This is a genomic window from Lacrimispora sphenoides JCM 1415, assembly GCF_900105615.1.
Lineage (GTDB): Bacteria > Bacillota > Clostridia > Lachnospirales > Lachnospiraceae > Lacrimispora > Lacrimispora sphenoides.
Genome location: NZ_LT630003.1, coordinates 2,393,530 through 2,415,769, shown reverse-complemented (window position 1 = coordinate 2,415,769; position 22,240 = coordinate 2,393,530). Strand labels below are relative to the sequence as shown.

At 40.4% G+C, this 22,240-nt stretch carries 22 protein-coding genes and 1 pseudogene; 14 read left to right on the top strand and 9 right to left on the bottom strand.

Annotated features, from left to right (window positions below; translation table 11 throughout):
• Nucleotides 1-16: 16 nt before the first annotated feature.
• From BMX69_RS10860 to BMX69_RS24430, 5 genes are all read left to right on the top strand, one after another.
• On the top strand, nt 17-2,716 hold the full coding sequence (locus tag BMX69_RS10860) for a cation-translocating P-type ATPase (RefSeq protein ID WP_242941405.1): 2,700 nt from the start codon (nt 17-19) through the stop codon (nt 2,714-2,716).
• A gap of 239 nt (nt 2,717-2,955) precedes the next feature.
• Nucleotides 2,956-3,726 carry a tRNA threonylcarbamoyladenosine dehydratase gene (locus BMX69_RS10855; RefSeq protein WP_054791695.1) on the top strand — a complete coding sequence of 257 codons (771 nt, stop codon included), beginning with the start codon at nt 2,956-2,958 and terminating at the stop codon, nt 3,724-3,726.
• A 4-nt stretch (nt 3,727-3,730) separates the two neighbouring features.
• Entirely contained in the window at nt 3,731-4,900 is a 1,170-nt protein-coding gene (locus tag BMX69_RS10850; protein WP_174715214.1) for a PP-loop family protein, read from the top strand.
• Between the two features lie 24 nt (nt 4,901-4,924).
• Complete coding sequence (locus tag BMX69_RS10845; RefSeq protein ID WP_054791693.1) at nt 4,925-5,356, top strand: RrF2 family transcriptional regulator; 432 nt, start codon at nt 4,925-4,927, stop codon at nt 5,354-5,356.
• 140 nt (nt 5,357-5,496) lie between these two features.
• Nucleotides 5,497-6,282: a CAP domain-containing protein gene (locus BMX69_RS24430; RefSeq protein ID WP_054791692.1), complete on the top strand. Its 786-nt coding sequence runs from the start codon at nt 5,497-5,499 to the stop codon at nt 6,280-6,282.
• Nucleotides 6,283-6,587: 305 nt separating this feature from the next.
• Here BMX69_RS24430 and BMX69_RS10835 read toward each other — a convergent pair whose 3' ends face one another.
• The 3 genes from BMX69_RS10835 to BMX69_RS10820 form a co-directional block, all read right to left on the bottom strand.
• Nucleotides 6,588-6,959, bottom strand: coding sequence for a YmaF family protein (locus tag BMX69_RS10835; RefSeq protein WP_054791691.1), 372 nt, complete (start codon nt 6,957-6,959; stop codon nt 6,588-6,590).
• Between the two features lie 1,580 nt (nt 6,960-8,539).
• A complete protein-coding gene (locus BMX69_RS10825) occupies nt 8,540-8,854 on the bottom strand; it encodes a nuclear transport factor 2 family protein (protein ID WP_054791689.1) in 315 nt (104 codons plus the stop codon).
• Nucleotides 8,855-8,946: 92 nt separating this feature from the next.
• Nucleotides 8,947-9,696 (bottom strand): GNAT family N-acetyltransferase, encoded by a 750-nt coding sequence (locus BMX69_RS10820; RefSeq protein ID WP_054791688.1) that lies wholly within the window; start codon nt 9,694-9,696, stop codon nt 8,947-8,949.
• A 170-nt stretch (nt 9,697-9,866) separates the two neighbouring features.
• On the opposite strand from BMX69_RS10820, the gene BMX69_RS10815 reads away from it, so the two are divergent.
• Both BMX69_RS10815 and BMX69_RS10810 read left to right on the top strand, forming a co-directional pair.
• Nucleotides 9,867-10,067, top strand: a complete 201-nt coding sequence (locus tag BMX69_RS10815) for a helix-turn-helix transcriptional regulator (protein WP_025233742.1) — start codon at nt 9,867-9,869, stop codon at nt 10,065-10,067.
• Nucleotides 10,064-10,555: a DUF6773 family protein gene (locus BMX69_RS10810; protein ID WP_100042349.1), complete on the top strand. Its 492-nt coding sequence runs from the start codon at nt 10,064-10,066 to the stop codon at nt 10,553-10,555. The genes BMX69_RS10815 and BMX69_RS10810 overlap by 4 nt, the downstream gene beginning before the upstream one ends.
• Before the next feature lie 240 nt (nt 10,556-10,795).
• Here BMX69_RS10810 and BMX69_RS10805 read toward each other — a convergent pair whose 3' ends face one another.
• Nucleotides 10,796-12,559 (bottom strand): exosporium glycoprotein BclB-related protein, encoded by a 1,764-nt coding sequence (locus BMX69_RS10805; RefSeq protein ID WP_100042348.1) that lies wholly within the window; start codon nt 12,557-12,559, stop codon nt 10,796-10,798.
• 238 nt (nt 12,560-12,797) lie between these two features.
• Nucleotides 12,798-12,947 carry a hypothetical protein gene (locus BMX69_RS24090; protein ID WP_157724405.1) on the bottom strand — a complete coding sequence of 50 codons (150 nt, stop codon included), beginning with the start codon at nt 12,945-12,947 and terminating at the stop codon, nt 12,798-12,800.
• Between the two features lie 428 nt (nt 12,948-13,375).
• On the opposite strand from BMX69_RS24090, the gene BMX69_RS10800 reads away from it, so the two are divergent.
• The 5 genes and pseudogenes from BMX69_RS10800 (at nt 13,376) to BMX69_RS10780 (ending at nt 17,843) form a co-directional block, all read left to right on the top strand.
• Nucleotides 13,376-15,043 (top strand): DUF2207 domain-containing protein, encoded by a 1,668-nt coding sequence (locus BMX69_RS10800; protein ID WP_100042347.1) that lies wholly within the window; start codon nt 13,376-13,378, stop codon nt 15,041-15,043.
• A gap of 349 nt (nt 15,044-15,392) precedes the next feature.
• Nucleotides 15,393-15,821, top strand: a complete 429-nt coding sequence (locus tag BMX69_RS10795; protein ID WP_242941404.1) for a GNAT family N-acetyltransferase — start codon at nt 15,393-15,395, stop codon at nt 15,819-15,821.
• A gap of 95 nt (nt 15,822-15,916) precedes the next feature.
• Nucleotides 15,917-16,144 (top strand): annotated as a pseudogene (locus tag BMX69_RS25110) (MBL fold metallo-hydrolase); the annotation flags it as partial.
• 233 nt (nt 16,145-16,377) lie between these two features.
• Nucleotides 16,378-16,890 carry a dihydrofolate reductase family protein gene (locus BMX69_RS10785; RefSeq protein ID WP_100042346.1) on the top strand — a complete coding sequence of 171 codons (513 nt, stop codon included), beginning with the start codon at nt 16,378-16,380 and terminating at the stop codon, nt 16,888-16,890.
• A 242-nt stretch (nt 16,891-17,132) separates the two neighbouring features.
• The gene (locus tag BMX69_RS10780) at nt 17,133-17,843 is read left to right on the top strand and encodes an SDR family NAD(P)-dependent oxidoreductase (protein WP_100042345.1); all 711 of its coding nucleotides are present in this window, start codon (nt 17,133-17,135) and stop codon (nt 17,841-17,843) included.
• Nucleotides 17,844-18,035: 192 nt separating this feature from the next.
• On the opposite strand, the gene BMX69_RS10775 is transcribed toward BMX69_RS10780, so the two are convergent.
• From BMX69_RS10775 to BMX69_RS10765, 3 genes are all read right to left on the bottom strand, one after another.
• Entirely contained in the window at nt 18,036-18,311 is a 276-nt protein-coding gene (locus BMX69_RS10775; RefSeq protein WP_054792167.1) for a hypothetical protein, read from the bottom strand.
• A 227-nt stretch (nt 18,312-18,538) separates the two neighbouring features.
• Nucleotides 18,539-18,871 (bottom strand): hypothetical protein, encoded by a 333-nt coding sequence (locus tag BMX69_RS10770; RefSeq protein WP_100042344.1) that lies wholly within the window; start codon nt 18,869-18,871, stop codon nt 18,539-18,541.
• Between the two features lie 339 nt (nt 18,872-19,210).
• Nucleotides 19,211-19,633 carry a YkvA family protein gene (locus BMX69_RS10765; protein ID WP_100042343.1) on the bottom strand — a complete coding sequence of 141 codons (423 nt, stop codon included), beginning with the start codon at nt 19,631-19,633 and terminating at the stop codon, nt 19,211-19,213.
• 40 nt (nt 19,634-19,673) lie between these two features.
• On the opposite strand from BMX69_RS10765, the gene BMX69_RS10760 reads away from it, so the two are divergent.
• Entirely contained in the window at nt 19,674-20,147 is a 474-nt protein-coding gene (locus BMX69_RS10760) for a peptide-methionine (S)-S-oxide reductase (protein ID WP_100042342.1), read from the top strand.
• A gap of 193 nt (nt 20,148-20,340) precedes the next feature.
• Here BMX69_RS10760 and BMX69_RS10755 read toward each other — a convergent pair whose 3' ends face one another.
• Entirely contained in the window at nt 20,341-20,595 is a 255-nt protein-coding gene (locus BMX69_RS10755) for a hypothetical protein (RefSeq protein WP_100042341.1), read from the bottom strand.
• 745 nt (nt 20,596-21,340) lie between these two features.
• Here BMX69_RS10755 and BMX69_RS10750 point away from each other — a divergent pair.
• The gene (locus BMX69_RS10750; protein WP_054789871.1) at nt 21,341-21,829 is read left to right on the top strand and encodes a GNAT family N-acetyltransferase; all 489 of its coding nucleotides are present in this window, start codon (nt 21,341-21,343) and stop codon (nt 21,827-21,829) included.
• The last annotated feature ends 411 nt before the right edge of the window (nt 21,830-22,240 follow it).

Genomic DNA, 22,240 nt, shown 5'->3' with positions numbered 1-22,240 from the left:
AAAGGAGGATGATTAAGTGGAAAATTGGTATGTAGCTAGCATAGCAGAGACACTTGAACATTTTAACACGAACGAAAATACTGGAATATCGGATCAAGAGGTAGCAAACCGACAAAGCAAGTATGGAAAAAATGAGTTTGCAAAGCAGGAAAAAACCAGTCTGATCAAAGAAATCCTGCACCATCTTAAAGATATTTCAACGATAATACTTCTTTTGGCTGCCTTGCTGTCTTTGGGGATGGCATTGAAGGATGGTCATGGCTTTATAGAGCCAGTTGTAATCGTTTCGATTGTTATCTTAAACCTAATACTTGCAATAACCCAGGAGCGGGGCGCTGAAAAAGCCCTGGAGGCATTGTCCAGCTTAAACTCTCCTAACTGTATTGTTATACGGGATGGCGTACAAAAAGAGATGGATACAAGTGAATTGGTTCCCGGTGATATCATTAAGCTTCAACTGGGAAGCATTGTTCCTGCCGACGCACGCCTGATCACCAGCACCAATTTACAGGTGGATGAATCGGCGCTCACAGGAGAAAGCGAGCCATCGGAAAAAGATGCGGATATTCTGCTGCAGGGCAGTGTACCTCTGGGAGATCAGCTTAATATGGTATTCTCCAGCTGCCATGTAACATCAGGGCATGGGTTAGCCATGGTTACTGCTACCGGAATGCAGACAGAGATGGGGAAGATTGCAGGATATCTTAACAACTCACAGAAATTAAAAACACCGCTGCAGCGGCGTTTGGAGCGAATTGCAAAGTCCATCAGCATTGTTGCCATTGCAGCAGCTGTATTGCTCTTTGCCATCGGTATATTACAGGGTGAATCCGTTTGGTCCATGGTTATGCTTGCGGCCACTCTGGCTGTAGCAGCAGTACCGGAAACCCTGAATTTAATTGTAACCTTATCCCTTTCCCAGGGCGTTAAAAATATGGTGAATAAAAATGCTCTGATCCGCAAGCTGTCCGCAGTAGAGACTCTTGGCAACACCTCGGTCATCTGCTCAGATAAGACCGGAACACTGACCCAGAACCGGATGACCATTGAAAAGCTTTGGATTCCTGGAAATGAGCCGTTTAAAGCCGGAGATGAATTTGAGAAGGATCAGACAGAGCTTCTTTCGATGTTTGCACTGGCAAGCAACGCCTCTGTCCAGGAAGAAGAGGATGGAACCTTAACCATCATGGGAAATCCGACGGAGAAAGCCATCATGCGCCTTCTCCATGAAAAGGGCTTATCCAAAGAACGTATTTCTGAGCAATACCGCATCGTAGGAGAAATTCCTTTTTCTTCTGAACGTAAGATGATGACCATTGTTTTAGAGGCGTCCTCGGGAGGATATTTAATTCTTACGAAAGGTGCTCTTGACCGATTGCCTCTCAAAGCATTTGATGAGAAAGCAAAGAATGAAGTTGACTATGTTCATAAGATTTTTGCCGGAGAGGCACTTCGTGTTCTGGCCCTTGGGATCCGATATGTAAAGGAAGCTCCTTCTATGGAAAACCCGGAGGAAATTGAGCAGGATCTGGAATTATGCGGGCTTATTGGTTTAATTGATCCGGCTCGTCCGGAAGCAGCCCAGGCAGTAGAAAGGGCAAAGATGGCCGGTATCCGTACCATCATGATCACCGGGGATCATGCGGCGACAGCAAGTGCAATCGCTAGAAACATTGGAATTCTAGGTGAAAATGAAAAGGTTCTTACCGGACAGCAGTTAAATGATATGTCTGATGAAGACCTTTGCAGGAATATCCATCATTATTCTGTTTATGCCCGGGTTTCCCCAGAGGATAAGATCCGCATTGTTGAAGCATGGCAGGAAAATGGGGAAGTTGTTTCCATGACCGGAGACGGTGTCAATGATACGCCGGCACTGAAGGCAGCAGACGTTGGAATCTCCATGGGTCAAAGCGGAACTGAAGTAGCAAAAAGTGCTTCTGACATGGTTTTAACAGATGACAACTTTGCTACGATTATAGATGCGGTATCAGAGGGTAGGAATGTTTTCTCGAATATCAGAAAAACTGTTTACTTTCTGCTGGTATGTAATATTTCGGAAATTGTCATTATGCTGGTTGCCCAGTTAAAAGGCTGGGGTATCCCTGTAACACCGATCATGCTGTTGTTAGTCAATGTGCTGGGTGACGGTATTCCAGGAATTTGCTTATCCAGGGATACTTCGGATCCTCGTCTTATGGATCGGGAACCTATCCGCAGAGACGAAGGATTTTTATCCGGTGGCCTTCTTCCGGTAATTATACAGCAGACCATTGCGTGCTCGGTTGTGGTTCTGGTTGGATATTACATCGGTACGTTCCGGACACTTCCGGGAATGCAGGAACCCTCTCAGGCAATCGGACAGACCGTTGCCTTTCTGGTTTTAGGCTGGACCTCCATCCTACATTTATTTACAGTCCGCAGCAGGAAGTCTATCTTCAAGCGGACCATTAAAGATAATCCGCCGGTATTATACAGTACCATGGCCATGATTGCAGTATTCAGCCTTCTGGTGGCATTCCCGCCCTTAGGAAAAATCTTTGGTTTAACTGCCATAGATTCTCATCACTGGCTGCTTGCAGCTGGTCTTTCCGTAATACCGACGATCGTAGCCGAGATTGGAAAGTTCATTGATGAACAGACAAACATTCGCGAGGTTTATGAATACCGAAATCGTGTGATCCGCCACCGGATAAGAAAAGACGACAGTTTTTAACCTCATCTAGCAGGGTCGCGGACTGCGGATATCCGATTGACTAACAGTTAGCGAAAATTCTAAAAATAGCAGGCAACGAAAAGCCGTTTAGCAATCAGCGGTCCAGTAATTGTTTGCTATTTTGTTTTTCATCAGCAGTAAAAATCAATTGCCCAAATAAGCATTTAGAAGTATAATAATTGAAGTGCTTTTTTATTCCTACTAAATTGATAGTAAATTAAAGAAAGAGGTAGAATCAATTGTTAAACCAGTTTTCAAGAACCCAGTTGTTGTTGGGTGAAGATGCCATGGAAAAATTGAAGAGTGCAAAGGTTGCTGTATTTGGTATCGGCGGCGTAGGCGGATATGTGGTAGAAGCCTTGGTAAGAAGCGGAATCCGTTCCTTTGTACTAGTTGATGATGATAAGGTTTGTCTTACCAATTTAAACAGGCAGATCATAGCCACCAGAAAAACGGTAGGCAAATATAAAGTTGAAGTAATGAAGGACAGAATATTGGAAATCAATCCAGATGCCGAAGTGGAAATGCACCAGTGCTTCTACTTGCCGGAAAATGCGGATGATTTTGATTTTAAAAATTATGATTATATAGTAGATGCAGTTGATACCGTAACCGCAAAGCTTGAACTGATCATGCGGGCAAAAGAGGCAGGCGTCCCGGTCATCAGCTGTATGGGTGCAGGCAATAAACTGGACCCTACAAAATTTCAGGTTGCGGATATTTATAAAACCACCATGTGTCCCCTTGCAAAGGTCATGCGCAGAGAGCTTAAGAAAAGGGGCGTAAAGAAGCTTAAGGTTGTTTTTTCCACAGAAAAGCCAACAAGGCCCCTGGAGGATATGTCCATCAGCTGCAGGACAAACTGTATCTGCCCGCCGGGAGCCAAACATAAGTGCACGGAGCGGAGAGATATTCCCGGAAGCGTGGCCTTTGTTCCTTCTGTGGCAGGGCTTATCATAGCCGGAGAAGTGATCAAGGATCTGTCTCTAAATGGAAAGATGGGGAGGTAATCACATGTTTGACGGCGATATGGCTCAAGAGCACGATCTTTCATTGGAACAAATGAAGAAAATGAGCCCGGAGGAATATGTGCTTGTAGACGTCAGGGATCAGACGGCATACAACCATGGATTTATACCGGGGGCTATCAATATTGAAAAAGAAGCATTGTTAAATGGAGAGCCTTCCCTTCCAAGGGACAGGAAGATCATATTATATTGCTTAAAAGGGATCATCAGTGAAGAGGCTGCAGATTATCTGACAAAACAGGGATATGAAGCGTATAATCTTCGCGGCGGCTATGGAGAATGGCTGCTTCGGGCCATGGAGAAAGAGGATACGGGAAAAGAACGCCTGGAAGAAATAGAAAAGAGCATCCGGAAGAAATTTCATAAGGAACTGTTCAGTAGATTTGCCAAGGCCGTTAATGAGTATGAGCTGGTAAAGGAAAATGACAGGGTTGCCGTCTGTATTTCAGGGGGTAAGGATTCCATGCTCATGGCAAAGTTGTTTCAGGAATTAAGGCGGCACAATAAGTTTCCTTTTGAGCTGGTCTTTCTTGTCATGGACCCAGGCTACAACGAAACCAACCGGCAGGTAATCGAAAACAATGCAAAGCTTTTGAATATACCCATCACCGTATTTGAAACCCAGATTTTTGATGCGGTTTATGATGTGCAGAAATCCCCGTGCTATCTGTGTGCCAGAATGAGGCGGGGTTATTTATACAGCAAGGCAAAGGAACTGGGCTGTAATAAGATCGCCCTGGGACATCATTACGATGATGTCATTGAAACAATACTGATGGGCATGATGTACGGAGCACAGATACAGACCATGATGCCCAAACTGCACAGTACGAATTTTGAAGGAATGGAACTCATCCGTCCTATGTATCTCATACGGGAGGATGATATTAAGGGTTGGAGAGATTACAATGACCTGCACTTCATTCAATGTGCATGCCGGTTTACAGATACCTGCACGACCTGCAGGACCGACGGCAGCACAGGATCAAAGAGAATGGAGATAAAAGATTTAATCAGGCAGTTAAAGGAAGTAAACCCGTATATTGAAAGTAATATATTTAAGAGCGTGGAAAATGTAAATTTAAATACCATCATTGCATACAAGGAAAATGGAAATGTACATCACTTCCTTGACGGTTATGATTTGGACACATAATAATGAATCCGGAGGCTGTGTCTTATGAAGATTTCAACAAAAGGCCGCTATGCGGTAAGACTCATGATAGATCTGGCTGAGCACAATCATGGAGAATATATCCCTCTCATGGATATTGCAAAGAGGCAGGAGATATCGGAAAAATACTTGGAATCCATTGTTTCGGTTCTGAGTAAAAGCAATCTGCTCATTTCCCTGAGGGGAAAGGGCGGCGGTTATAAACTGGCGAAAAACCCGGAGGATTATACCGTAGGCAGTATATTAAGGCTTACGGAAGGATCTCTTGCTCCGGTTTCCTGCCTGGAAGGAGAGGTGAATGACTGCTCAAGGGCCTGTCATTGCCGGACACTACCCATGTGGGAGGGTTTCAATAAGCTGATTAATGATTACTTTGACGGAATAACCATAGCTGATCTGGTTTCCAGCAGCGATTATTCAAACGATTATATTATATAAAATCAAATGCAAAAGACTGCCAAAAAAATTCCCAATTATTTCCACTGGAAAAATGGTAACAAGAGTGTTATTATATGTTTGTAACATAAATGAAATACAAACGTAACACAAATGTAACAATTTCAAAGGAGGCAATTGAATTGAGAAAACTAACGGCACTTGGAATGATTACACTTACTTTAACGAGTATGATACCATTGACAGCTAATGCAGCGGTGGCAAAACCTTACAGCCAATGCAACAATGGAAGGAATGTAGTAACAGTGAGCAAGAACTGTAATTTAGATGATTTAAAGTCTAGATTGCAGCAATTAGGAGTTGATGGAAATAACGTCGACTGGTCTAAACTCATCAATAACGGTAATTCAGGCAAGAATTGTAATAATGGTAACACTGGTAATACTGGTAACAACGGTAATACCGGCAATACCGGAAATACTGGAAATAATGGCAATACTGGAAATACCGGTAACAACGGTAACACCGGAAATACCGGCAATAATGGAAATACCGGTACTACTCCAGATGATTCTACGGGCACTTCGACCAATAAGTCCTATACCCAGCAGGTAGTAGACCTTGTAAATGCTGAAAGAGCAAAAGAAGGACTGGCTCCTCTTACCATTGATCCTAATGTGGAGAAAGCAGCAACCGTGAGAGCCAATGAGATACAGTCAAATTTTGACCATACACGGCCAAATGGCAGCTCATTTTCAACTGCTTTAAAAGAGCAGGGCGTGAATTACCGCGGCGCAGGCGAGAACATCGCATGGGGACAGAAAACTCCTCAGGATGTTGTAAATGCCTGGATGAACAGTGCAGGTCATCGTGCAAACATCATGAATAAGAGCTATACACATATTGGTGTAGGTAATACTCAGAATAACTCCGGAACTCAGTACTGGGTACAGTTATTTACATATTAATAGTACGAATGCCTTACAAACCAAGATAATATAAGAGTTTTTGAGGGATTCATTAGTGAACAAGATGGGCGGTGACAACCGTTTGACAACCTTTTTTAAGATGTTGTCAAATGGAGGCCGCCTTTTCGAATATATCCACACTCTTAGAAGCCATGGCATCAGCGGCATGGTGGCAACTGAAATATGATAAGGCTCTCATTTAACTGAATAATGGGAAAGGAGGCGGACCCTGGTTGGTTAGAACAGCTTAACCCACCACATCTCAAACGAAATTAAAGCAGCTTGAAATGTGGTGGATATTAATTTTAGGCTTCTCCGCCGATAGGATCTTCAATCAAGGTGGCCACTCTAAATTCATGAAAGTGACCATCGCTCACTTCTGTAACGGATTCCAGAAAATGAACATGTCTGCCACCCCCAACAGGAATTGCAAGCGATGTTTTGCCACGAAATTCATGAAAATGATTTTCATAAAAATCTGTTCTAAATTTTACTTCATGAATGTGGTTCTTACCAGCAGGAATTGCTTCACCAGAAACCGTAGCAAAACGATGATTATGAGGATCTTCTTCGCGTTCTGCTATCTCTACGCTGCCTTGAACTTCATGAACGTGTGTCTGCCGCTTATTATGGCAATCACAACATTCATTAAACCAATCTTGGCTATAATTATCCATATTGATTTACTCCTGTACTCCAATATTTGGAAAACTTTGTTTTCCATAATTATTATATGAAAATAGTACAATTATGTGTTGTCTCTGAGACGGCTTATGGTAAGGAAAAGTATGGTCTGGGATTATCCTGGGCCTTTTTCAATTGGAGGTACACATGGGATCTTCAAAAGGATTAATCAGCAGAGGGGTAGAAGAGTGCTCAAGAGATATGGACCATTAACAAGAATGATGACGTTTAAGCGAATAGGGTTCCAAAGGAATTTGTAAGATATTATTAATAGTATATGCTTACGTTGGAACATATAATTATACTGGCAGGTACAAACTGCTGGCAATCGTGTATAGGATGGTAGGCCTCGATTCTACATAGAATGGAGGTGTTGCTCATGAAGTATTTTGACTTTAAGGACTTAATGTCTTTTGGCATGTTCTTTCTGGCACTGCTGACATTCGTCTTAATGACGTGTCGCTAAATACAAAAAGCCTTCCCTGTACTTTGGCCGGTTGGGAAGGTTTTTGTTTTTCTAATTAGCCAACCACCCTGTGGCGATTGCCTTTTTTTATTATATTATACATACTGTTAAAATATTACAAGTACAGGAATCTTTGCTGAAAAATAAGGGTAATTGCGTATAGAATATAGGTAGGCGTTAGATTGTATTTTATCTCCGGTCCCCCAAAGTATGTTTCAGTTTTGTCAGCATTAACTCTACTTTCATCAAAAAATTGCTGCGGGTATCCGAAAACTCGGGCCCGCCCATTATTTAAATTAAATTACCATAACCCATCTGTTATCCATTCAGGATCAGAGCGGAGCATTGCAGTATCCGGGATTGGCAGAGTAGACGACGATTTCATAAGTTACTATTTAAAATTGCTGCATATAATATATTGTACAAAGCATTTATTTCAATAAATCACTCCAACTAATTGGGCACCGATGATCCGAATTGGGGCCCCTCTTTCTGCTCATACTCAAAATTCACACCCCGCCTACTTGTCCCATATAATATTGTGTAGTACGATATGAAAGGAGTGAAAGTATATGAGTAGTGATGCTTTTAAATGTAGATGTAAAAGTTTTGAAAAGTGTGAACCAAAACGCGAATGTGAATGCAAACGTGAACGCGAATGCGAAAAGAAACGTAAATGCGAATGCGAGCCTAAATGCGAATGCGAATGCAAAATCAAATGGGAATGCAAACCCAAGTGCGAATGTGAATGCAAACCCAAGTGCGAATGTGAATGCAAACGTGAACGCGAATGTGAATGCAAACGTGAACGCGAATGTGAATGCGAACATGAACGCGAATGTGAATGCGAACATGAACGTGACTGGTAAAAATAAGAAATAAAAAAGCCCACTGGAAAAACTTTAAAGACGGCTGTATGCAGTCGGAAAAAAAACGAAAAAGATAGTTAACGGTAAGAGCGGGTTTCGGTATTCCGGGCCCGCTTTTAAAAGCTCTTTGCAATCTGCCTGCGGAAAATTCAACTTGAATACAATTCAACTTTTACTCGATATAATTCCCCCGGCAAATGACCCGGGGAAATCTCAAACACCATTAATAGAAAGATTACTAAACTAATACGTGCCAAGCAGCGGGTATGCGCCAATGATTTTCATTATTGGGTGTTTCTTCTCCCCGATATGTGCAACAAGCATAACCAAGTAATACTACGGTATCTCCAGATATCAGTATATCATTAATTTCAATCAGATAATCGGGGAACCATGAAAAGTAGCCGGGCCAGCATTGTTGCATCGCTTCTTTATTGGAACTGTTTCCATAAGCATCAATAAACGTGTGGTCATCTGTCATAAGGGTGGTTATTTTATCAGCATTATGTGAGTTTATTGCATCTACAAAAGCAAGAGCGGTTTCTCTAATCATCCGTATTCCTCCAACCGTCTTCTACATAGAATCCGGCATAATGTTTGAAATACAGTCCCGATATTCAACGGGAAAGAGCTGAAATTGTATTTTCATTTTTTGAGTATTCTCTTTAAGTAGGCGACATCTAACAAATTCACTGTCTCAAATTTTCCTTTATAAAACACTCCCCAGTTATTGAAAACACAAGGCAATTCCTTTGCTTTTTGTAGCGTATCCACTTGAATTAAAGATACAGGTACATCATTCATTTCACAATACTGTTTTATCATCTCAATGTTTTGAGAGACATAGGGGCATTGCATATCATAATAGATTGTTAGCTCTTTGCTCTCAATTTCTTGGCTTTTAACATTTTGTGCGAATTTTGGCGTTGTTCCATCAAAAGAAAGTGCTAGCAATTCATAGCCATTATCGGTCGTATCAACAACCTCAAATCCAAACTTCTTCGCAAATGATTGGTCAGAAAGAAAAGATTTTTGTTTTTTTGCCCCGAGCATACAAATACCGGATTTACCATTTTCCTTGGCATCAGCCAAACAATACTCCATCAGCGATTTCCCATACCCTTTTCCTTTGTGACTACCAGTAACCCATAAGCAATACAAATAATAATAGTTGTCACCAGTTATGGGAACCCAAGCAGTTTCAAGAGGAGCATATTCAATAAAAACCGTAGCCTTTTCATTTAACTTTCTAAAGACATGACCTTCATTTAATCGGCCTGAAAGCCATTGTTTCTTTGCGTCAATACCTTGATGAGGCTTTTTACTGCGGATAATGCAGCACAAATGCTCATTGACAAGATTTTCTATTGTTAAGTTTACAAAATCAGTTTTCATGTACGCCCTCGCTTCAAATTAACATCTATTATCGTTAAACTCAAGTATACTACGTTTGTTTGTCCAAAACAATTAAGATTGTTAACTAAATTTTAAAATAACAAAATGCAATATATACTTGACATTATGTAATATATGATGTATTCTATGACTATGAAAGGGGGCATTCCATGAAGAACAAGAGAATGAAAATCGCCCGAATGGAAGCTGATATGAAACAAGAGGACTTAGCAAAAGCCGTAGGCGTTACCCGACAAACTATCGGGCTGATAGAATCAGGGGAATATAACCCCACGTTAAACCTTTGTATATCGATTTGTAAGGCGCTTGGCAAAACATTAAATGATTTATTTTGGGAGGAATCGAAATGAATAAACAAAATATACAGGACGAAAGAGTTGTAGCACAACGCCGTAAAATAAATAGTGAAGCGTACAGTATTTTAATGATTGTGCTTCTCAGTTCAATACTCGTACAACAATTTTTCCTAAACGCACCATTTGAGCAATATGCTGTTGAGGTTATATGTTTTTTTGGTATATCCCTATATATGATAATACGGTATATGACCTTGGGACTTGACATATACGGCGAAGGTAAACAGGCTAAAACCCTTCCTTTTGTGAACAGTGTAGTAGCCGGAATTGTAGTAACGACGATTAATGGTATTTTGAACTATACACAGTATGCAGAAAAATATAAGGAAGATGGTATAGGTTATTTTATTGCCGTGTTGGCAGTTACTTTTATCAGCGCAACCATTTCAACTTTTATAGTACTGTCTTGCCTTAATTATCTGAACAAGAAAAAACAGGCAAAAATTCAAAAGCAGTTAGACGAAAAAGAACAGGACGAATAGTTTTGTCTTTCATTCGTTAATAAGCATTACCAGGCATTTCGCCTTATCCATATCATATGAATCCATAAACTAGAAGCAAGATATATGCCTTGCTTCTTTTCTTAAATACTTCGTAAGACTGTATTAGGAAAACGGGACGTCTTCGAACAGACGCCCCGTCCCTATACTGCGATTCAATCTAAACAGCCAGCATTATCGTTTTATAAATACATGATTGTAAGGGGGTGCTTTATAAACCTCTTAGGATATACCTAAGCCAGCACTGGCATAGCCCGCGATGGTGGCTGCTACATCGAGACCAGCAGTGACTTCTGCGGAGAATAATAAAAGCAACCTGGTTCCTGCGGTAACTGGAATATTCAGTCCGGTGGCAATACCGCTGCTGATACTACCGATAGAAATTGCTCCCGAGAGGGAAGGCGACAGCGTAACCACTGCGCCCGGCACAGCAACGAAGGTATTGTTAGGTGTAGTGGATTGGAACAACTGAGCGGTTACTGTTACAGTTGAACCAATCAGGCTGAGCGCAGCGCTTATGCTCAAATAACCGGCCAAGGAGGTAATAATCCCATTTCTGGGCATGGAGAATGCCAAGTTCGTCAACCCAAGTAGATTGACTGTTCCGCTGGCAGCGGAAATGCCAGGAAGGTTACTTCCGAATCCAACTGCACTGGAGGTGTTAAGCAATCCTCCGAGTACTGTGGTCAAGGTAACAGGTGTACCGGAAGCAAACGGAATAATTGCTCCATCACCCGCTAAGCCAATAGGGCCAGTAGGTCCTGTGGGACCGGTATTACCAGTAGGTCCAGTGGGTCCCGTTGCACCAATAGGGCCAGTAGGCCCGATAGGCCCAGTGGGACCAGTATCACCAGTTGGCCCAGTGGGTCCCGTTGCACCAATAGGGCCAGTAGGCCCGATAGGCCCAGTGGGACCAGTATCACCAGTTGGCCCAGTGGGTCCCGTTGCACCAATAGGCCCGGTAGGCCCAGTAGTGCCGGTAGGTCCAGTGGGACCTGTTACACCGATAGGCCCAGTAGGCCCGGTAGCGCCGGTAAGTCCAATAGGCCCAGTAGGCCCGGTGGGTCCAGTGGCGCCAATAGGTCCAGTAGGCCCGGTAGCGCCGGTAAGTCCAATAGGCCCAGTAGGCCCGGTGGGTCCAGTGGCGCCAATAGGTCCAGTAGGCCCGGTAGCGCCGGTAAGTCCAATAGGCCCAGTAGGCCCGGTGGGTCCAGTGGCGCCAATAGGCCCAGTAGGCCCGGTAGCACCAGTAAGTCCAATAGGCCCAGTAGACCCGGTGGGTCCAGTAGCGCCAATAGGCCCAGTAGGCCCGGTAGCGCCAGTAAGTCCAATAGGCCCAGTAGGCCCGGTAGCGCCGGTAGGTCCAATAAGTCCAGTAGGCCCGGTAGCGCCGGTAGGTCCAATAAGTCCAGTAGGCCCGGTAGCGCCAGTAAGTCCAATAGGCCCAGTAGGCCCGGTGGGTCCAGTGGCGCCAATAGGTCCAGTAGGCCCGGTAGCGCCGGTAGGTCCAATAAGTCCAGTAGGCCCGGTGGGTCCAGTGGCGCCAATAGGTCCAGTAGGCCCGGTAGCGCCGGTAAGTCCAATAGGCCCAGTAGGCCCGGTGGATCCAGTAGCGCCAATAGGCCCAGTAGGCCCGGTAGCGCCGGTAAGTCCAATGGGCCCAGTAGCGCCAATAGGACCGGTAGGTCCGGTAGGTCCGGTAAGTCCAATGGGCCCAGTAGCGCCAATAGGTCCGGTGGGCCCAGTAGGGCCGGTAGGACCAGTAGGGCCGGTAGGACCAGTAGAGCCGGTAGGACCAGTGGGCCCAGTTGCACCCCTAGGACCAACAGGCCCTGGACAACCTCTAGGTCCTGTTGGTCCAGTAGCTCCTGGGCAGCCTTTTGGTCCTTGACAACCCCTAGGCCCAGTAGGCCCAGTAGGCCCTGTCAAGATACATCGACGACGACAAGAACAGTGATCATCATTAGACTCTATATAGTTATTCATATGGAAATTCCCTTCTATAATTATTTGCTTATATATGGAAACATTATAAAGAAATTAATTCTTTATACCCATAGAATATGTCTGTTTGTACATGTCTGTTAATTTATACCGGTTAGTACGATATACGAGATTTTCTAATAAAAGTAGAAGAAGTTCATATTCCAAGTCGGTATTATGGTTGGTATGTTTTTAAGTAATTGATTGAGAAAATATATTGATTTTTTCAACCGGACTGAATTTAGTCTTCAAATATCGAAAGACTTGGCAAAGGATCTTCTATGGTTTTTGTTATAACTTCATGTGAGTCCTCATAATATTCTCGGTATTCATAAACACCGACAAAGATAGCTCCTATAAAAGCCCAAATTAAAATTAATAGTCTTTTCATGATTAATTAACCTCCATAAATATTATGGTATAAAAATGTAAAATGACAACCAAGAATTGAAAGTAAAATCTAATATAAAGAATATAATAATTATGTAAATTAGTTTTTGACGTAATGGTATACATTGAAAATTTAATATTGATAGTAAGTAAATATGATGATATGCTACTCTTGAAGATTGTTGTGCGGCGGCCATACGCTACATTTAAACACACGCATTATACTTGAACCTGCAATTACATTGTACCGACATTCCGGATTTTTTGAAACATTTCACAATGGTCTTTATGTAGAAATGGAAGAGAAGATGTAATTACACCTTACACTAATGAGCCCGATATGATCGGAATCTCGAGTAACGTTCGCATTATTTCTATAATGGGAATTTCAACAACTTATTGATATATATACAAGACAGGAGAAGGCTAATGAAATTAAAACAAAAAAAATTGTTCTCTTTTTTCGTGATGTTCACGGTAATGTTCATCCTGGGTGCATTACCAGTATTTGCGAAAGAGGATGCGATACCGTCGATTAATCTGGATGTTACTCTTCAGAGTGATGGCACTGCGGTCATAACGGAGATCTGGGATGTTCGCGGTGTATCCAGCGGTACAGAATATTACAAGGCTCTGAATAACATGGATGGGAAGAGCGTTCATTCCCTTGCTGTATGGGACGAGTCCGGAGCTCAGTACAAAACGCTGAGCGACTGGGACACAAAGCTCTCCAGAGAGGAAAAGTCCGGTACCTGCGGCATCCTGAAAACTTCCAAAGGATATGAACTCTGCTGGGGCATTGGCAGCTATGGTAACCATAAATATACCATCCAATATACCGTAGAGGGATTGGTAAAAGATTATGGCGACTATGCAGGATTCTATCATCAGTTTATATCGGAGCTCTCAAGCGCTCCGGAATCAGTTTCTATTAAAATCCGGATGGCGGATACACGTCTGACGGCAAGCAATGCCCGTATCTGGGCGTATGGCTTTACAGGAGAAGTTGAGATCGGGAGCGACGGCAACCTTAATATTTTTTCTTCAGAAGCTCTAGAAGGAGGAGACTATGTAAATGTGCTCTGCCGCTTTGAAAGAAGCTTGTTCCCACTGGCCTCTGCAGCTGACATGTCTTTTGAAAAGTTACAGGAATCCGCAGAAAATAAAAACTCTGATACGGCTTTATATATCATCCTTGCTGTTATAGGGGCAGTTATTGTTGTGACAATCCTTTTAATCGCCTTCTTTTCTTCACGATATAAACTGGTAGACGGCACAGCCGCTCGGCTTCCCGGAAAGAAACAATTAGATACGAACTGGTCGGTTCCTTTTGACAGCAGCATTCCTGCTGTTTATTCCGCTATGCTGCTGCTACGCAAGGGCATTTCCTGTGAAAAGCTTATGGGTGCGTATCTTATCCGCTGGCAGGAGGCGGGTTATATCCGCATAGAAGAGCGGGAAAACGAGCGAACTATAAAAAGGACCCAAGAAGAAGCTATCGTGTTTAGCCAGGATAAAACACCGGACCAAGGGGTGGAGCGGTTGCTGTACGAAATCTTAACCGACGACACTGACCGTGACGGTATCCTTTGCACCTCGGGCATCGAAGAGCGGGCCGGAGCGCTTTATGAGAAACTCACTGCATGGGCGGCAGAAGTGAAGAGTGAAGGCGAAAAAGCATTAATCCGTTCAGGCGCGGCGGCAACGGACACAAAGGGTACTATCCGGTTTACTGTATCGGGTTTTAATCAGGCTGTCAAACTGCTGGGGTTCAGGAAATACCTGATAGAAATGCGCATACAAAGGGAAGACAGGTCAGTACCGGGAGAACTTTGGGGGGATTATCTTGTGTTTGCGACCTTGTTTGACATTGGAGAGAATGTCCTCGAAAGCATGAAAGCCCTTGACCCCGCATATTTTGATACCTTCGCAGGTATGTACGGCTGCAACGCCTACAACATGAGATACCTTGTGATCATGACGAATCACATTTCGAGTGCTGCGACGCCAACCAATAACACGGACGGCATCGGCGGAGGCGTAAGTTCGGCCGGCGGTGGAGGTTTCTCCGGAGGAGGCGGTGGAGGCAGCCGGTAATGGGCAGCTTCACCATAAGCGCAGTGTTACTGTTTCTTGGAATCAAGTATGATTATCCAACTTGAAAGGGAGGAATTCAAACGAATGGCAGGCAGCCGGATGGCGTCCGTATTATTTATTAAATAACCAGAAAAATAGGAAGTTAAATAAATTAATAAGATTATTTAACGAGTAAAGCGATCATTCACTCTAGTCGATGGTATCATTTGTAATATGGAAGAATTGTACTCACAGTCTAAATTAGGTCTGGTAAAGCAGTACGAATTAGAATGTAAAAGAACATTGACAATCGAATATGGTAGTTGGATAATATAAGGATTATTATATGGTATTTAGGAGGAATCTTTTCATGATTAACATGCATTACGCCAATATAAGTGATTTAAATTTTTGGCTTTCGCTTGATAAACACTTAAGTAAGGGAGAGCTTGAAAGAAAAATCCTACAAAAACAATGCTACATTATAGAATATGATGGAAAGCGTGTCGGAGTATTAAGATATAATTTATTTTGGGATAATATACCGTTTTTGAATATGATATTTTTTAGTCCAGAATACCGTGCTAAAGGTAACGGTAAACAGGCGATGATTGCATGGGAAAATGAAATGAAGTTATTAGGCTACATCGCAGTAATGACATCAACAAATTCTGATGAACAGGCTCAACATTTTTATAGAAAGTTGGGGTATAAGGATTGTGGCTGTTTGATTCTTGATATGCCGAAAATGGAACAGCCCACGGAACTGTTTTTTATAAAATCTTTGCTTGTCAATTAATGAAAATATAATCGTATTTTAACCAACTATCAATATTCGGTAGTTGGTTATTGCGAAAAATCAGGTGTTTAGTATTTTATGTATTAACGTACATTGATAGCATTGCGTATTACCCCTCCACCGATCCTCAGGCATATCTTGCATCGCTTGAAAAGATAGCAGCACTGCCCGTGAAAAAAGTATTTCCGGCTCATCATAGTCTGGATATACAACCGGAGATTCTGAGCCGTATGCGAGACGCTTTCCTCCAGTTGAAAGTCGATGATAACCTTCATCATGGTGGCGGTACCTTTGATTTCGGAGATTGGGCTGTTTGGCTGTGATGAATATTTTAATTTATTGTACATGTAAGTGACGCATGATGAGCATAATGTGAAGCCAATAAAATGATTATACAAAGAAAATATTAGCTGTTAATTATGGAGAAGGAATTGCCGGTGGTATTGTCGGCGTTACAGGCGGGTAGGTAGGTTATTTTTTTAAGGAGCGGTAGAAGGCTTAATTGCAGGAGATATAATTAAAGATTAAACAGGAATAATCAAAGGAGGGTTAAAAAATGAGTGTATTTTTTTACGGCTGCATTACTATGGATGGTTATCTTGCTGACAAAAACCATAACCTGGATTGGCTTTATGAAACTGGCACGATAGAAGAAACTGGTTATGAAAGCTTCTATAAAAACATGGATATTACTATAATGGGTAAAAGAACATTTAATGAAATTGAAAACATAGAAAATATCGGCGGTCTTTATCCCACTACCCAAAATTATGTTTTTACACATGCTGAAAGCTTATCGGCCAAGGAATTTATTCCTATAAATTGTGATGTTGTTGAATTCGTGAAAGAAATAGAGAGGGATAAAAATATTTGGATCATCGGAGGTAACACAATATTAGCCCCTCTGTTAGATAATCATATGGTTGATAACATGATAATACAGATCGCTCCTGTGTTATTGGGGAGGGGAATACCAATATTCTCACAGAAAGAAGGGTTAAAGCGATTTTGCTTGAAGGAAGTAAAAAAATACGGACAATTTGCAGAATTAATTTATAGTAAAATATAGTTCGTCGTAGCTTTTCAAAATCCTTTACCTTTACCATTGTCTGGTCATATAAATTCCAATTTAAAAATTAAAAGACTACTAACCTTGATTTTGGTTAGTAGTCTTTTTTGTCCTTTTTTATATTCAATGAAACTGATGTATAATTAAGTATTGTACATTGGAAACTCTATATTGATAGTTGGTATAATCTCCTGTATTATAAAATAAAGAAAAATGGAGTTCTTGATGAATAGGAGATACTTATGGAAGGTAAAAAGGTTGCGGTTGTCACAGGTGGAAGTTCTGGAATGGGACTTGCCATTTCAAAAAAGCTTCAGAATTTGGGAGTGCATGTTATTGTTTTTGATTTACAAACTCCGCCGGAAAATTTTGAGTTTTACCGTGTTGATATTAGTGATGACGGACAGATTAAATCAGCGCTGTCTCATATCCTCCGGTTGGATATTATTGTAAATAATGCAGGTGTTTATTTTGAAAAATATCTGGAAGACACTACAAATGAAGAGATAAACACAATGGTGGATATTAACATTAAAGGTACTTATCTTGTGACGCGTAATGCATTTGAAAAAATAAAGGCTTCAAAAGGCTCAATTGTTATAATTGCGTCCTGCCTGGGGCTTGTCCCGGAACTAACCTCACCACTTTATTGCACAACAAAAGCAGGACTTGTCATGCTGACAAAGTGCCTTGCGCAGCAATATGCCGAGCTTGGGATACGGGTCAATTGCGTTTTGCCCGGGCCGATTAACACCCCTCTTTTGCAGAAGAGCTTTTCAGATAAGGAAACAGCCGACCGCTGTTCCGACCGTATACCACTAAAGCGGATTGGAGAACCGGAAGATATCGCAAATATGGTGGCTTTTCTTATAAGCGATGATGCCGGGTATATAACAGGAGGTGCTTTTCCTGTTGACGGGGGAGTATCCTCCTCAAGCATGTATTCAAAATAAGCAAAGTAATAGTATTCCTGAACTACTAACTATCAGTATAAAGCTGTTAGTTTTTTGTATACAAAAAGGAATGAGTTACTCCGGAAAATTGAAATTTGAAGAAACTCAGATTGAAAGGTGTCATTGCTTTTTACGTAAAAAGCACTCCAAAAGTTATGGAGTGCAAAATGAGATGAGTCAATGGGTTATAAATTAAACCCTACCAACATTAAAATACCAATTAGGTATAACGTCCTTTTTAGCTGGAATCGCTTTGTAACCTGCTTTGACCATGGCTTCCATGAAGCATTGTGAAGTGATTTGGTGCCCCATATCAGCCTCTGTTAAGTGGTTGAAGCGCGCTTTCAGACCATAAGCAGTCTGCTGATAGTTAATGCTTGGAATCATCTTATAGTTAAAAATAATGTGATCGATCAGAATATCCTGATCAGGAAGAGATAAGTCAGAAAAATGATTAGCCTTTTTCATGGAACGTCTCCTTTCGTCTATAATCAGTTCTGGCGTAAGCCTACAAATAAATTATATGAGAAAAGTAAAAAGATATGTCAAAATAATTGAAAATACTGCCACACGGCACCAAAGAAGGAATGCAACCTTGTACGAACCATTAAACTGTTATTTTGGGGGATAAAAAAACTCCCTGCAAGCTTTGCCTACAAGGAGTGCTTTTTAATTTCTCGTTTGTTTGTCAGGGGTTATCGACCGCAACCACGACCGCCGAGGCCTCTTCCTCCAAAGCTGCCGCCGTTTGCCACACAGTAATCGAACATTTCTACATAATATCCCCTGTCAGCAGAAGCAATATCGCCGTCTGCGATCACCTTGTCGAGATTGGCCTCAAAATCTTCTTGACTTAAAAAGTTTCCGTTGGCATCTCTCATCAGGTCATATCCTAAACCACCGCAAGCAGCACCATAGGTGGAAGCCCCTGTTTTGTACTGTGTATTTGCAGGAGCTGCCAATGCCGCTGTTGCCATAGACAGTGCCAATACTATTACTGACACGAGTGAAATTAGTTTCTTCCTCATATTAACTACCTCTTTCTTTATATATTTGCATTTAACTGGCATACATAAAGGATAATATTATTATGTGTAGATAGTATGGAGAAATTGTAGAAAACTATTTTGAGAAGAAGAATGTCATCAAACAGTAAAACAGGTTATCGTCACCTATGGTTTAAAGATTAAATATGGTGAGAAAGTTTATGTCTGATATTGATTTTTATATTTTGAAATTTGAACCGGAAGTACAACGTGGAGATACGTTTTACTGCGTTTGATACTTTTAAGGGTGCCGAAGAAAGAATATACCACGGTATTCCTACATATAATTTTAGTAGTCTTTTTATTTTGAAATATATAAAATCATATAAAAATGGCCTTAATTATTAACCATAAAATTAGCAACCAAATGGTAAGTACAGGAACAGCATAATACCATTTCCTGGCGAGGTTTTTTTGTGAAATATTTTGGGCTTCAATTCTACATTTTTCAAAGGTTTCTTTTGGTATGAACTTAATTGTAAGTGAAATTAAAGCAGGAAGTAGAATGACATCATCAACATATCCCAATACAGGAATAAAATCTGGAATAAGATCTATCGGAGATAAAGCATAAAGGACAGTTAATCCTGCAAAAATTTTAGCAATATTGGGCGTTTCAGAACTCTTTAGAGCTAAGAAAAGTGCGGGAATATCAGTTTTTAATTGTAGTGCTTTTTTTAAAGTATTACCGCAAATTGGAAAATTAATATTGATAGTTAGTAAGTATGGTGGTATTCTACTCATGAAGGTTTTTATATTTGACGAATAAAAACAGGTGAATACTATGGTTGAAACAATATATCTTGCAGGTGGCTGTCTATGGGGTGTACAAGCATTTATCAAAACACTAAAAGGTGTTATTAATACTCAAGCAGGACGAGCAAATGGTTATTCAAATACTCTCGAAGGCGAGTATGATGGTTATGCTGAATGCGTAAAAACAGAATTTGACCCTGAAATTGTAACTGTTTCACAACTAATGGATTATTTTTTTGAGATTATAGATCCTTACAGTGTGAATAAACAAGGTAATGATGTTGGAAAAAAATACCGCACAGGCGTATATAGTAAAGTGCCTCAACATTTGGAAGATGCCAAGAATTATATAACAGAAAGAGCAGATAGGAACAAAATTGTAGTGGAAGTTCTTCCACTAATGAATTACGTTAAAAGTGCTGAGGAACATCAAGATAGATTAGATAGATGTCCTAATGACTATTGCCATATTCCTAAAGATTTATTACACAAATATTCATAACTCACCGTTATGAGTATAATACGAAGCCGGCAAAATCAAATATATAAAGAAGACTACTAACTATCAGTATTTTAACTGGTAGTTTTTTAATGCAATAATTTAAAACATGAAAACTGAAATTTGGTTTTTTATTGTCATGAATCAGGTGAACTGAGAGTGACCGAAGCTCTGGCTTCGGCCATGGAATAAGAAATTAACTTAAAGTATAATCTTTTTTACTTAAATTCCAACTGCGGATACCAAGGTCAGTGTTAAGTTCATATTTATTGCAACAATCATTACAATGAATATTAACAACATGTTCTTCAAAACCAGGGATGAAATTGTGTTCTTCTAAGATTTTGCCTTTTCCGCATGGGCACTCATATTCAAAGTGCTCGATAATGCCCGGACCTGTACCGTAGCCCACGTGTCCCTTAGCTATTAAATTAGTTAATTTGGTTTTCATTTGTAAACCTCCGATATTACAAGTATGATAACAAAGTAATATAAAGTGAGGGTAATAAAAGTATAAAATTTTTAATAAGTTAATCTGAAATTTTAAGAGGTATTAGCATGATATATTTATATGTAAATGATATGTCTTTGATATATATTCATAGGAAAGAATATCTAGTGGGATTTATGATATGCGGTTAATAGATGTAAATGAGAAGATATAAATATGATTTTGAACGAATTAGGATTTAAAAGATCTATTGTTCTTTGATAATTGAATATTGATAGTTGATAGCAAATGCGGTATGATAAATCATATAATTCATGCTAAGGGGGAAAGAGGAATGCTACAGATTGGAGCTTTGCTGATGTAGATTTCAGGACTGTGGGATGTATTTGGTGCTTCAAAGAGGATTGACAAGAGCAAGCTTGGGGTGGGAGAGACCGTGGAAATTGCCGCTGAGAAAATAAAGAGTAGGGGAAGGCGTTTTATATTGCTGGCAATAGTAGCATCTATAGTTAGCTTATTCATGCCGCAGATTGTATTGTTAATTCTTAATTTCGTTAATTTGTTCTAGAATTTGTTTTATAGATAAAATAGATTACCAACTATCAACCAGGTAGTTGGTTTTTTGTTGCCATAAATCAGTTAAACTGATATTTAACGTATTATGGAACATTGAAAACTTAATATTGATAGCTAGTATAAATTATGTTATATTCAAAAAGAACGAAAAGGTATAGGGGGAGAGGGAATGGAAGATATTAGTTTCGATGCCATAACGGACAAAGATATTGTTGAGTTGACAAGTATTATGAGAGAATCATTTAATCAAGATTCAGCGGTTAATTTAGGGAATGGTGTGAAGAATGGTCCTCCGGGATATGATAATGGTGAATTTTTGAATAAGTGGGCTTTGCATAACGCCAGTACTTCATTTAAGATACTTAGATCAGATGAGTGTATCGGAGGTGTAATCCTTTGGATAACTGAAAAACAGATAAATAAATTAGGCTGCTTATTTTTAAAACCAGAGCTGCAAAGTAGAGGAATAGGAACGTATTTGTGGAAATGTATAGAAAATATGTACCCTGAAACAAAAATTTGGCATACAGAAACAATCGGGTATTCCATGAGTAATCATCATTTTTATGTTAATAAATGTGGATTTAATATTATTCGCATTGAAGAACCTTTTAACAAATTAGAACGACAGTTTATTATGGAAAAGAAAATGAAATAAAAAGGTTTATTTTAAAACTTGTATAGAAGACTACTAGCTATCAGCATTAAGCTAGTAGTTTTTTATTGATTTAAATCCAGAAAACGGAGATTTGAAGTATATATTGATTAAAGATAAAGGACCAGAAAAACAGAATAAAAAGGAGTGCCACGCAGGTTGGGGACACTCTAATAAAGAGCTAAATACATTATACCACTTTAACGAATTACAGTATATTAACTTAATTTATAAAAAATATTAACTTAATAAGTAATATGATTAATGTATATAAAACACATTCCTTAATTAATTTAAAATTCCTATCTAACGTCCAACAGGCAGTGCCGAGGCAGGAGAAAGGAATGATATCATTTTTTTAAATACTTGATGCAGCATAGGAAAACCATGACATATACAACATACTTAAATATT